The following is a 10,963-nucleotide window of genomic DNA, read 5'->3' on the forward strand; positions in this document are numbered from 1 at the left end:
CTTCAGCCCGCTGCACCTTAACAGCTTCCGTGCGGAACACGATATTTAAGGTGCAGCAAAACAGAATATCGCCTCGCAATTCCCCTTCCCCCTCGTTTAAATCCCCTTGCTTATCTGGTAGCCGGAACCTGCACGCTACCCGCCGTAAGGCGTGGTTCCATCGCCTTTTAAATGCGCAGCATCATCCCCGCGCATCCCCTTTCACCCGATGCACTCTGCATATCACTAATCGCCGCGTTCAACCACGCGGGAGGATCCTATGAACGAGAAAACTTACTTCAATCTGTACACCAGCGGTCTGGGTTACGTTAACCGTGTCCGCACCGTCACCCCAAAACGCGGCGAGCCGTTTTTATGCTGTGACATTGCCGCATTAAGCGGGTCCGCCGATGACGTGGACTATGTCCGCTTTGACTGCAAAGTCACTGGTAGCGAAGCGCGCAAGCTGATTGCCCGCTGCGAGCAGGCGGTCAATGAAAAGCGCAAAGTGCTGATCCACTTCCGCCTGGGCGACTTATACGTCGATATGTTCACCTACAGCAAAGGCGAGCGTAAAGGCGAAACGGGCGTCAGCCTGAAAGCCCGACTACTCTATATTGGCCTTATCAAAATCGACGGCGAAGTCGTCTGGCAGGCCGGAAATCAGGAAGCAGAGGCGGAAGTTGATGCAGCCTGAATCTTTATCGTGACGCCCACTCCGGGCGTCTTTTTTTCATCACCGAAAAACAATTTCGCGTTGTCTGCCTTCTCACCATTGCGCACCCTCTGGCTATTCCTCATAAGATTCAGAGAGACAATGGCGCGAATAACAGGATGGGTTATCACATTGCTGATGCTGGGCGGCTGCACTGCGCCCCGACAGCCAATTGCGCCTGCACCAGACCCAGCAACGCCGCCCGCGCCTGAAGTGGTGCGCTATGATCGCTACCTGCTGATTAACATCAGTCCCGACGAAGCCCAGCGCAACCCGCTGCATCAAATCGTCAACATCAACCTGCCGCTGAACCTGAAGCTCACCGTTGGCGACGCCTTCACCTGGCTGCTGAAACAGAGCGGCTACAGCCTGTGCGCCGATGACCATCCAACACAGTTTCTGGCGGGTAAACCACTGCCGCTTTCGCAATACAGGCTCGGCCCGATGAGACTGGAAGAGGCACTGAAAACGCTGGCCGGGCCGGGCTGGCTGATGCAGACCGATATACTGAATCGCGAAGTCTGTTTTCACCTGAACACGCCAGGAACGGGAGACCATCATGCTTAAACGTCTGGCTTATCCGATTACCGGCAGTGTTCTCATTCTGCTGTCGGCTGCGATGCTCTGGTGCGTCAACCGCCTGAATGCCCTGACGCTGGCGCAACAGCAGGCACAACGCCAGATGGTGCAATGGCATAACCAACAGCAGCCAGACAGCGATTATCGCGAGCTGGAGGTTGCCGTAAAAAACATCACCGATCGCACGGAAGCCCTTGCCAGACGGCTTGACGATACCGCCAGCGCTCAGGCCGAACAACTACCCCCCATCAACGAACAGCTCAGGGCACTGGAGGGAAAAATCCAGACCCTGAACACCAGTTATCAACACCTGCAACAACAGACCGCCACGCGCAGCCGCGCAACGGCAAAAAGCCCCGTCCCCTCTCCGCTTTGGGCCGCAAAGGCCCCTTTTTCCCTTATCAGCAGCGAGTTCCGCGCCGGGCGGCAGTTCGCCGTCATCGCGCCATCCGGCTATCGTTCGCTCTCACAGCTTCAGCTTGTTGCCCCCGGCGACAGCGTGCAGGGCTGGCAACTGCTGCAACTGGACGGCAGTCACGCCACTTTCCGTAAAGGCGGGCAGCGGCTGACGCTGAACGCCGGAGGATAAACCGCAATGCGCAGATATCTGTTGCTGTGCCTTCTGTTACTGCCGCTGTTTGCCAGCCCGCAACAAACCCGTATTGAAGAACAGGCCATCACTCACACGCAGGCGCAGCAGTGGGGGCTGACCGACAGCGAATGGCAGCGCTACCAGCAACTGCGGCAGGGCGAGCGCGGTATCTGGTCGCCGGGACTCGATCCCCTCACCACCCTCGGCGTGGAAGCCAACAGCGACGCCGAACGCCAGCGCTATGCCGAACTGCTGGCCCGTAAAGAGCATCAGCGGGTGGAGAAAGAGCTGGCTTTCCAGCGTGCCTACGACCTGGCGTGGAAGCGGCTTTACCCGACGCTGACGCCTATCCGCAGCGTCGTCCAGCCACGTCTGGCGCTGTTCGTCAGCGAGAAATGCCCGGCCTGCGAGATGCTGGCGCAGAAGCTCATCAACGACGACCGACCGCTGGATATCTGGCTGGTCAACAGCCGTAACGACGATGCCAGCCTGCAACGCTGGGCGCAGCGCCAGCATATTGATATGCGCAAAGTCGAGCGCGGGCAGATAACGCTTAATCACGATAATGGGCGCTGGCAACGCCTCGGCGGCGGAAAGCTACCGTTATTGCTGGAGCAACAGGGGGAGCAATGGCGTCCCGTCTCTGCGCCCTGACAGTCGGCCTGCTTATCAGCGCTCACGCCTGTGCCGTGCCGCCGCTGTATGCGCAAATCGCTCATCAACAGCAGGTTCCGGCTGAACTGCTCTACGCGGTGGCCCGCGCGGAAAGCGGCGCCCAACTGGCGCAGGGGCTGCATCCGTGGCCGTGGACGCTGAATATCGCCGGAACCGGCTACCGTTACCCCAGCCGTTCTTCAGCCTGCCGGGCATTGCTCGCCTTCGCCCGTACCCGCAGCCTGAAACACATCGATGCAGGTCTGGGACAGATTAATCTCGGCTGGAACGGGCACTGGTTTCCCTCGCTGTGCGCCAGCTTCGATCCAGCGGACAATCTCACCGTCACCGCCCTGCTGCTGCGTCAGCACTACAATGCCTCCCCCGGAAGCTGGCTGGACGCTGCCGCCCGCTACCACCATCCTGCCGGAGGCAAACCCGCCGCCGTTTATCGCCAGAAAATCGACCAGCAAATCCGGTTACTCTCTGTATCAGGAACGTCGCCATGAAACACCTCATTCCATCCATGCTACTGTTTACTGTCGCCGCGATTGCCGGTCCAGCCGTTCCCATGCAGGCGCTGGATGAGGCCCGGTTATTGCCGGTCGTTACCCACAATCTGCATCCGGGTCAGCAACCCCATCTAGCACTCAGCCTGCCGGGGATGACGTCGCTGTTTTTAATCGGCGACGATCCGCTGTCCACAGAATGGCTGCGCCAGCACCGGGATACATTGAAAACCCTGCACGCCACCGGGCTGGTCGTGAACGTCGTTACGCTGGCGCGGTTGAATGCCCTGCGGACCATCGCTCCATCGTTAACGCTGCTGCCTGTCAGCGCCGACGATATGGCAAAACACCTGCCCATCACCGCCTATCCGGTGCTGATCACCGACAAGGGGCTGGAACAGTGAGGCTCGATTTCATCCTGCGCCCGGCGGTGGAGCTTTACAGCGCCAGCGCGGCCCTGCTGGCGGCAGTATGGTGCGTAGCTGCACCACAAACGCTGCTGCTGACGCCCTATTCCGGATGGCTCCTGGCGCTGGCCTTGCTTGCGCTGTCTGCCCTGCGGCTAAAGCAAGGAGTGCGCATCCTGCGCTTTCGTCGCCGCGTGCGCCATCTGCCACTCTGGACGCTCTCCGCCAGCCGCATCCCATTACTACCCGACGCATTGTTTCTCGGGCGCGGCTTTCGCTGGCTGCCCACGCATACCCAGCGGCTGTATCTGTGTCGCCTGCCACAGTGTGAGCACTGGCTGCGGACAGACCGCCCTTCCGCCATCGGCGGCGATCCGTTGCTGCACGGCGTGGAGCTGCTCGAAGGCCACGTCACGTTACCCTTGCGCGATCGACCGGGGCATACGCTGGTACTCGGCACCACCCGCGTCGGCAAAACGCGGCTGGCAGAGCTGTTGATTGCCCAGGATATTCGCCGTGGCGACACGGTGATTGTTTTTGACCCCAAGGGTGATGCCGACCTGCTGCGCCGCGTGTGGGTGGAGGCGCACCGAGCCGGGCGGGAAAGCGTCTTCTGGCTGTTCCATCTCGGCTGGCCGGAGATTTCCGCCCGCTATAACGCCGTCGGACGCTTTGGTCGCATCTCGGAAGTGGCCAGCCGTATCGCCGGACAGCTTTCCACCGAAGGCAACTCCGCCGCCTTCCGCGAGTTTGCCTGGCGCTTCGTCAACATCATCACCCGTGCCCTGGTAGCGCTGGGCCAGCGCCCGGACTATGCCCGTATCGCCCGCCACGTTATCAACATCGACGAACTGTTTATCGACTACGCCCGCGTCTTTCTGCCCGGCCATGACCGCCAGGCATGGGACAACGTGGTGCGGATTGCCGGTGGCATTACCGAAAAGAATACGCCCCGTAACCTTCAGGGACGGGACAGCTACGTCGTCGCACTGGAGCAGTACCTTTCCACCACCCGACTGCATGACCCGATCCTCGACGGCCTGCGTTCTGCCGTTCGCTACGACAAAACCTATTTCGACAAGATTGTCGCCTCGCTGCTGCCGCTACTGGAAAAACTGACCACCGGGAAAATCGCCCAACTGCTGGCCCCGGACTACGGCGACCTCAACGATCCACGCCCGGTATTCGACTGGCAGCAGGCGATTCGTCAGCGGGCGATTGTCTATGTCGGGCTGGATGCGCTGTCCGATGCGGAGATTGCCGCTGCCGTCGGCAACTCGATGTTTGCCGATCTGGTCAGCGTCGCCGGGTATATCTACAAGCACGGCGTGATGGATGGTCTTCCGCAGGCGGAAGAGAAAGCGGCCATCAACCTGCATTGCGATGAGTTCAGTGAGCTGATGGGCGATGAATTTATTCCACTGATCAACAAAGGCGGCGGCGCGGGCGTGCAGGTCACGGCCTACACCCAGACGCTCTCCGATATCGAAGCCCGCATCGGCGACCGCGCCAAAGCGGGCCAGGTAGTCGGCAACTTCAACAGCCTGATCATGATGCGGGTGCGGGAGACCGCCACAGCCGAATTGTTGACGAAGCAACTGCCGCAGGTGGATGTGCTCAGCAACAGCGTCAGTTCTGGCGTCACCGACAGCGCCGACGCGCAGGGCAACATCGGATTTTCCAGCAATACCCAGGATCGGGTGAACAGCATACAGGTGCCGTTACTGGAACCCGCCTCGCTGGTCCAACTCCCCAAAGGTCAGGCGTTCGCCCTGCTGGAAGGCGGCCAGCTCTGGAAGCTACGCATCCCGTTACCGGATACCACGCACAATCCGCTGATGCCGGAGAACATCGCGCAAATCGCCCGCTATATGGAAAAACAGTACAACAGTGCGCCCGTATGGTGGAACCGCCTGGAGGCAGTTGTAACGGCGAAAAACGACCCTATTTTATGGCTGAACGACAGCGAAACCACGGAGAAACTTATCGATGATACCCCGGACACACCGCCAGCTCGTGAGCGTTGAAGTGATGTGGCCTGCGCAAACGCTGCCTCTTCCCCTACAACAGGCGGTGGAAGCGCTGACGCAGGGAGAAACGCCCGACCAGATCATCGCTCGCATGAATTTGCAGGGCTTTCAGGCATGGCGCGAAGCAACGTCGCCGCAGGGCGAACACGACGTTTTTCAGATACGACTGGATGAGGCGCACGAGGCACGATTCCTCTGCCGCTACGTCACACTACCGCTGCACTGATGCCCGAACATGCGCCCCCCCATGCGCCGTCCCGGACTGCTCGGCTGGCTCGCATTGCTGCCCGGCGTGCTGGCTGGCTTTTGCCTCGGTGCATGGATGCTGGCGATAGCGCTGGAGTGGCTGGGCGATGCGTTTTTCTGGCAGAACGCCTGCGCCAGCCACAGTGGACAGGTATTGCAGGCGACATGGCAGTGGTGGCGAGGTTCCGCTGGCGTACCAGCGTGGTTAGTAGAAGATCTGGCGATTGTCAGCGATACATTGCAGCAAGGGATTGCGGCACTGGTTCATTCGCTCAACGGGCAAAGCGGGTTGTTCTGGACAGAGACGGTCACTACAGTGATCCGCTGCGCGTTACTATCTGCGGGTAACGTCACTCTCACCTTTCTGCTGCGGCTGGCGATTCTGTTGCAGGCACTGCCGCTATTTGCGCTGATTATCGTCGTCGGGCTTATTGACGGGCTGGTAAGACGCGACTTACGGCGATTCGGCACAGGCCATGAGTCCGGGTTTGTTTATCATCATGCCAGGCGTATGATTTCATCCTGCTTGATAGCAACGGGACTAATGTGGCTGGCGGTGCCTATTTTTCTTGTACCGGAGTATGTATTGATGCTGGGATCTTTGATAATTGGTGTGACTGTATCAGTGGCTATTGGGACTTTTAAAAAATATTTGTGAGTATCATTTACATGGATACGTTTACACTATTGTTGCATTCACTGGACCACCAAAAAACATCATAATACCGCCTTTGGCCTGAACAAAAAATTGTAATATGCATTCCAATCCAATGACATTTAAAAGGATATACTTACAGTACTTAAAAGATAAATCCATTAAGGAAAATTAAGAATTAAAAAGCGACCAGCTGAAATCGAACCTGAGCTTCAATATTCCATACAACTTGGCGCGCTCATCAGCATTAGTTATATTGAATACCAATAGAAGGTGGACATATATATGATAATTAGTAAACACCAATATCGCCCAATGCGGTTGCAGCTTACAAAATGGTTTGATATTTTATGAAAAATATCAAACCATTACCAATTGCAGAAGCATGATTTGGTAGGGATATAGTAGTGTTAGGAGCTGACATAAAAAAACAGCCCCAGATTAATTATAATTGAATACAGTTACATATCCTTCTTTATTTGGTCAACAGTTAAAATTCTAGTTTGCAATTGTGTAATTTCATCAGGAGAAAATCTCCCTTTAACATTTTTAAGATGATTGACGATAGTTAAAATTTCAGAATCATCTTTAATAATAATGTACTTTATATCGTTTGGCTTGAAATTTAATCGAAGATGACTGATAGAGTTATTATAACGCGCCTTATCACTTTTGGTCCTAATTCTGGATATAGGTACGAATGGTAATACATTCGTGGTTTTAATATCCGGAACATACCGCCATTCCTTTTCATCGGCAAAACGATAGTTATCCAGATTGAGTTTAGCGGTTTTCAATTCCCCTTCGTAATTCTTAATGTACCTATAGATTTCGAAGAAATTCATATAATTATCATTGAAGTTTTTATGTTTACTAGGATCTGTTATCGAATTTAGATGTTTATACAAGCCATTTAGTGCTGAGTTAAACCTATCTGGAAAGTCACTATCTTTATTTACATACCAAACAGGATTTAATCCTTGAGAATTCGCCCACGATTTATTCAAACCAATACCATAATTTCCGTACTTATCAATATGATCTTTTAAATCAGATAACTTTATGTCACAAAAAGAAACCATAGGTATTCCAAACTCTCTTGTGACCCCTTTTCCTACTATTTTTTCTCTAGCATAAGAAATAGTGAATGTATGCTCTAATATTGAAAAAAGCCCCTCCATATTAGTGAAATGAAACAATATCTCTGGATGTAAACTCATATAAAATCCTTATAAATACATTGAAATCAAAAAACATCTACCTCATTTAATTTCGTTGATTATATCACTTCTTAACAAGTACCCCACCCAATATATCAGATTATGATAATACTGTGGATATCCAAATTCAAGCTCTCTATTAGAAAGATCCAATGGCAATCCTATATTATAATTAGGAGGAGGGGTTATATTATATCCAGCATGTAGAAACTGACTTCTTTCTTTATATATTCTCTTGAATAAATCACGTAATCCGTGATTCTCATTTGCGTTTCTATCAACAAATGCATTAAATTTCTTTGTTATTCCGCTGATTTTATTAACAATATCTGCATTACATGCCTTACATTTTGTTATTGTAGTAATACTTTTATTGGAAAGAAGTGATTCAATGGAACCTACATATGATATTATCTCATACTTTTTAGCAAAGTCATTTATTTCATCATAAGCTATATTTGGATATGCAGAATCTATTGGCTCTTTGATTATCTCCTCAAGAGACCCCACCTTTATAATTTCCAACTTAGGAATTGATTCTGTATATTTCCTTCTAAAATAAAGCCCTTCTCTAAATAATCTAGCAGATTTTAACCTTGCAGGTGAATTCAAAACTGTAGAAAGTAGCTCATCTGAATTAGAGAGCATGCAAATTTTATTTCCAATGGAAATTTCGTCTAATCCCATAAAATTTTTTTTATCTATATACAACCCTTCATATGTCGATAATTGCACTGCGTCATTAATGACTGGGCAATCCTGCTTTATTGAAAAATAATCATAAATAAAAATAGATAATGCTGATAGAATTTCATCAGCTTTTTTAGCTGCCTTCTTACTAATTTCCTCAGGTTGTATATAACTCAAATTAAAAACAAGGTAAAAGAAACCATCGATTGAGTGATCTTCTATTGAAAATCCGCTTTTAGGAAATGTATAATTACCACCGATTGTGATCCTTGTACTTACCATTACTTTAAACTGCCCAACTTTTATATATTGATTTAATCCATCATCTTTTGGAGCTGACATAAAGATATCAAGAATGTTATTTGAGACACTAATCACCTGGCTATTTTTCGGCGTAAAATCAATCCCAAAGACACCTTTTGTTTTTGATATATGAAATACTACACTTAATTCCAACTCATATCTATGGAACGAAAAATTTACATCATAATAATAAAGATCTGAATTTATGCTATCATCATAAATAAATTGCATAGTTCCAAATTTTCCATGCTTTTCTTTTAAAGATAGCCAAACAAAGTTTAAATAATCATTTATATATTTCTTAGAAACTAATAAAGATCTAGTCATTTAAAATTTCAGTCCTACTAATTGATATTGACTACTTAAATTTTTGGCAGACACTGCGTTTTCAACATATCTTAGTAGGATTCATACCATCAGTGTAGATAAAAGCATATTGTACACATCTACAAAACCTACTGTTCTAGATACATCCCTTCCGCAAAATTGTCGAGATGCCATCATATGACCTTGTGTACTTTATGATCAATGTTTCAATCAAATAACTATTATACTTATCGACAATTTATGTCTTAGATAGCTAATCATGCGAAGAAAACTCAGTCCAAGTGATGTCATTGCAAACCACTTCCTGACTAAGGAATGTGCTAATCAGGGCACCAAGAAATACCCGTACCGAACACCACATGATGTAGAAAACGATACATATAACCAGCAATGAGTACCAAGACTGCCATGATGGGGCCACACTAAGCAACAACTTCAGTAATATTTCCTGAACGATTTGCTTTGTCAGTCCAACTGCATATCGGTGTGTAAATAGACCCGTTTTAGTTCCAAGCATTTTTTAAGACCCCGAACAAACCTTAGCACTTAAGAGAATTTTAATTTTTAACTTAAATGATACAAGTCTAGGGATATATAATGTACAAATATAACAAGCCGCCCCTATAATTTTAGAAAACATACTTATGGAACTTCTATTTTTTAATCTTAAATCATACTTAACTATTTTACAGACTCTTTGTTTTCAATGAACAAACAACCTGGAGAAGTATGCATATCATTACTGCAAAAACAGGTCGACATAAAAAAGGCTATGACAAAAACATTATCAACCAATATTGAAAATGCACTCCGAGATTATTAGTAAAGAGAAGCGCTGTAACATAGCATAGCCTGTCTTCATTCATTACGACTTGCACCATCATTGAAAAACATCCAGAGTACAGCACAATCAATAAACCTTATCGCAGGATTAATTCAAAAAAAATAATAAAGAAGACAATGCAGCAATTAAAATTTACATTGAGATTGAAAAAACAACCAAATTTCCAAAAGTAGTTATGACACATGGTAAATTTTCTATTTACCTAAAAAATTAACTAAAAGTATTTTTTACACACCCAATAAACAATTCATGGAGGATTTTTCCACCAATCCGCTCTTATCCTACCTCAGAAATAAATCCACAGGAGCTTTGCTATGAAATCCCATCACAAGTTTTTCATTCTCACCATAGCACTATGCTCTATGACAAGTGTTTTCGCAGTCCCTCTCACCGAGCGCGAAGAGCTAACCCTGTCCCTCAACCAGCTTAGCCAAATCGAAGCCTCGCTCCACCGCGCCCAGCAGAGCGCCAGAACCGGCATCAACGAGCGCTACTACTTCGACTATCCGCGCATCCACGGCGATATCACCACTCTGCGTAGCGGGATTGAACATTACCTCACCCCCGCCCGCGCCCAGCCGCGAGATACAGCAACGCTCGTCGGACAATACCGGGAGGAGAAAACCACGCCATGACCCCCGAACAAATCAGCGCCTTCCAGTCTGCCAGTCTGGTGAAACCCGATGCCGTCAGCCTGGTGATGCTCAGCCTGTTCAGCGCCTTTCTACTGCTGTGGGTGGTCTGGGTGTTAAATGATGCTTACCGGGGTGTAGCAACTGCGCGGGTAAGCTGGCGAGCGCTGGGCAGCATCGGTGGGCGAACCATCTTACTGCTACTGGTCAGCTTCTGGCTGGTACTGAGCTAGCGGATTTCAGGAGGCAAAATGAATAAACGCATCTTCAGATGGCTGCTATGGTTCCCGGCCCTGTCTGCATATGCCGATCTGCCAGAGATGGAAGATCCTTCGCGCGGTCAGGGCGATGGCATCATGGAGACGTTGCAGAACTACGGCTATGACATTGTGATCCTGATGACGCTGGGCATCTGCGCCGTGGGTTTTCTGGTGGTCGCCAACAACTGCATCGCCACCTACTCCGAAATCCAGGGTGGGCGTAAGCAGTGGAAGGATTTAGGTGCAATGGCAGGCGTCGGAGCGGTTCTACTGGTGATCACCATCTGGTTGCTCAACCAAGCTTCGGACATCCTGTAAGCC

14 protein-coding genes are annotated in these 10,963 nt (G+C 49.9%); 12 read left to right on the forward strand and 2 right to left on the reverse strand.

The features are described from left to right. Positions 1–259: 259 nt before the first annotated feature. The 9 genes from ACWKXT_RS15885 (at position 260) to ACWKXT_RS15925 (ending at position 6,369) form a co-directional block, all read left to right on the forward strand. Complete coding sequence (locus ACWKXT_RS15885) at positions 260–676, forward strand: STY4534 family ICE replication protein (RefSeq protein WP_454532856.1); 417 nt, start codon at positions 260–262, stop codon at positions 674–676. Between the two features lie 120 nt (positions 677–796). Further along, positions 797–1,261 (forward strand): PFGI-1 class ICE element type IV pilus protein PilL2, encoded by a 465-nt coding sequence (gene pilL2 / locus ACWKXT_RS15890; protein ID WP_454532857.1) that lies wholly within the window; start codon positions 797–799, stop codon positions 1,259–1,261. After that, positions 1,254–1,862: a hypothetical protein gene (locus ACWKXT_RS15895; RefSeq protein WP_454532858.1), complete on the forward strand. Its 609-nt coding sequence runs from the start codon at positions 1,254–1,256 to the stop codon at positions 1,860–1,862. The genes pilL2 and ACWKXT_RS15895 overlap by 8 nt, the downstream gene beginning before the upstream one ends. A 6-nt stretch (positions 1,863–1,868) precedes the next feature. Then, the gene (locus ACWKXT_RS15900; RefSeq protein WP_454532859.1) at positions 1,869–2,519 is read left to right on the forward strand and encodes a TIGR03759 family integrating conjugative element protein; all 651 of its coding nucleotides are present in this window, start codon (positions 1,869–1,871) and stop codon (positions 2,517–2,519) included. Beyond that, entirely contained in the window at positions 2,495–3,028 is a 534-nt protein-coding gene (locus ACWKXT_RS15905; RefSeq protein ID WP_454532860.1) for a transglycosylase, read from the forward strand. Before ACWKXT_RS15900 ends, ACWKXT_RS15905 begins: the two co-directional genes overlap by 25 nt. Then, positions 3,025–3,432, forward strand: a complete 408-nt coding sequence (locus tag ACWKXT_RS15910) for an integrating conjugative element protein (RefSeq protein ID WP_454532861.1) — start codon at positions 3,025–3,027, stop codon at positions 3,430–3,432. Before ACWKXT_RS15905 ends, ACWKXT_RS15910 begins: the two co-directional genes overlap by 4 nt. After that, positions 3,429–5,462, forward strand: coding sequence for a type IV conjugative transfer system coupling protein TraD (gene traD, locus ACWKXT_RS15915; RefSeq protein WP_454532862.1), 2,034 nt, complete (start codon positions 3,429–3,431; stop codon positions 5,460–5,462). The genes ACWKXT_RS15910 and traD overlap by 4 nt, the downstream gene beginning before the upstream one ends. Next, positions 5,425–5,691 (forward strand): hypothetical protein, encoded by a 267-nt coding sequence (locus tag ACWKXT_RS15920; RefSeq protein WP_454532863.1) that lies wholly within the window; start codon positions 5,425–5,427, stop codon positions 5,689–5,691. The genes traD and ACWKXT_RS15920 overlap by 38 nt, the downstream gene beginning before the upstream one ends. 9 nt (positions 5,692–5,700) lie before the next feature. Further along, positions 5,701–6,369 carry a TIGR03747 family integrating conjugative element membrane protein gene (locus ACWKXT_RS15925; protein WP_454532864.1) on the forward strand — a complete coding sequence of 223 codons (669 nt, stop codon included), beginning with the start codon at positions 5,701–5,703 and terminating at the stop codon, positions 6,367–6,369. Between the two features lie 458 nt (positions 6,370–6,827). Here the strand turns inward: ACWKXT_RS15925 and ACWKXT_RS15930 are convergent, their stop codons facing one another. Then, positions 6,828–7,586, reverse strand: coding sequence for an abortive infection system antitoxin AbiGi family protein (locus ACWKXT_RS15930; protein ID WP_454532865.1), 759 nt, complete (start codon positions 7,584–7,586; stop codon positions 6,828–6,830). A gap of 42 nt (positions 7,587–7,628) precedes the next feature. After that, on the reverse strand, positions 7,629–8,906 hold the full coding sequence (locus ACWKXT_RS15935; protein ID WP_454532866.1) for a hypothetical protein: 1,278 nt from the start codon (positions 8,904–8,906) through the stop codon (positions 7,629–7,631). A gap of 1,206 nt (positions 8,907–10,112) precedes the next feature. On the opposite strand from ACWKXT_RS15935, the gene ACWKXT_RS15940 reads away from it, so the two are divergent. The 3 genes from ACWKXT_RS15940 to ACWKXT_RS15950 are packed head-to-tail and all read left to right on the forward strand — an operon-like array spanning position 10,113 to position 10,960. After that, positions 10,113–10,385 (forward strand): integrative conjugative element protein, RAQPRD family, encoded by a 273-nt coding sequence (locus ACWKXT_RS15940; RefSeq protein ID WP_454532867.1) that lies wholly within the window; start codon positions 10,113–10,115, stop codon positions 10,383–10,385. Beyond that, entirely contained in the window at positions 10,382–10,615 is a 234-nt protein-coding gene (locus tag ACWKXT_RS15945) for a TIGR03758 family integrating conjugative element protein (RefSeq protein WP_454532868.1), read from the forward strand. The genes ACWKXT_RS15940 and ACWKXT_RS15945 overlap by 4 nt, the downstream gene beginning before the upstream one ends. Positions 10,616–10,633: 18 nt before the next feature. Further along, the gene (locus ACWKXT_RS15950; protein ID WP_454532869.1) at positions 10,634–10,960 is read left to right on the forward strand and encodes a TIGR03745 family integrating conjugative element membrane protein; all 327 of its coding nucleotides are present in this window, start codon (positions 10,634–10,636) and stop codon (positions 10,958–10,960) included. Positions 10,961–10,963 lie beyond the last annotated feature (3 nt).

The sequence above is a fragment of the Enterobacter sp. UPMP701 genome (assembly GCF_053709515.1).

Excerpts from the sequence above, each read along its gene's own strand:
- ACWKXT_RS15910 (WP_454532861.1), top strand. The coding sequence starts at position 3,025 with ATGAAACACCTCATTCCATCCATGCTACTGTTTACTGTCGCCGCGATT.
- ACWKXT_RS15935 (WP_454532866.1), bottom strand. The coding sequence starts at position 8,906 with ATGACTAGATCTTTATTAGTTTCTAAGAAATATATAAATGATTATTTA.
- ACWKXT_RS15885 (WP_454532856.1), top strand. The coding sequence starts at position 260 with ATGAACGAGAAAACTTACTTCAATCTGTACACCAGCGGTCTGGGTTAC.
- ACWKXT_RS15940 (WP_454532867.1), top strand. The coding sequence starts at position 10,113 with ATGACAAGTGTTTTCGCAGTCCCTCTCACCGAGCGCGAAGAGCTAACC.
- ACWKXT_RS15900 (WP_454532859.1), top strand. The coding sequence starts at position 1,869 with ATGCGCAGATATCTGTTGCTGTGCCTTCTGTTACTGCCGCTGTTTGCC.
- ACWKXT_RS15920 (WP_454532863.1), top strand. The coding sequence starts at position 5,425 with ATGATACCCCGGACACACCGCCAGCTCGTGAGCGTTGAAGTGATGTGG.
- ACWKXT_RS15905 (WP_454532860.1), top strand. The coding sequence starts at position 2,495 with ATGGCGTCCCGTCTCTGCGCCCTGACAGTCGGCCTGCTTATCAGCGCT.
- ACWKXT_RS15925 (WP_454532864.1), top strand. The coding sequence starts at position 5,701 with ATGCGCCCCCCCATGCGCCGTCCCGGACTGCTCGGCTGGCTCGCATTG.
- ACWKXT_RS15930 (WP_454532865.1), bottom strand. The coding sequence starts at position 7,586 with ATGAGTTTACATCCAGAGATATTGTTTCATTTCACTAATATGGAGGGG.
- ACWKXT_RS15895 (WP_454532858.1), top strand. The coding sequence starts at position 1,254 with ATGCTTAAACGTCTGGCTTATCCGATTACCGGCAGTGTTCTCATTCTG.
- ACWKXT_RS15945 (WP_454532868.1), top strand. The coding sequence starts at position 10,382 with ATGACCCCCGAACAAATCAGCGCCTTCCAGTCTGCCAGTCTGGTGAAA.
- pilL2 (WP_454532857.1), top strand. The coding sequence starts at position 797 with ATGGCGCGAATAACAGGATGGGTTATCACATTGCTGATGCTGGGCGGC.
- ACWKXT_RS15950 (WP_454532869.1), top strand. The coding sequence starts at position 10,634 with ATGAATAAACGCATCTTCAGATGGCTGCTATGGTTCCCGGCCCTGTCT.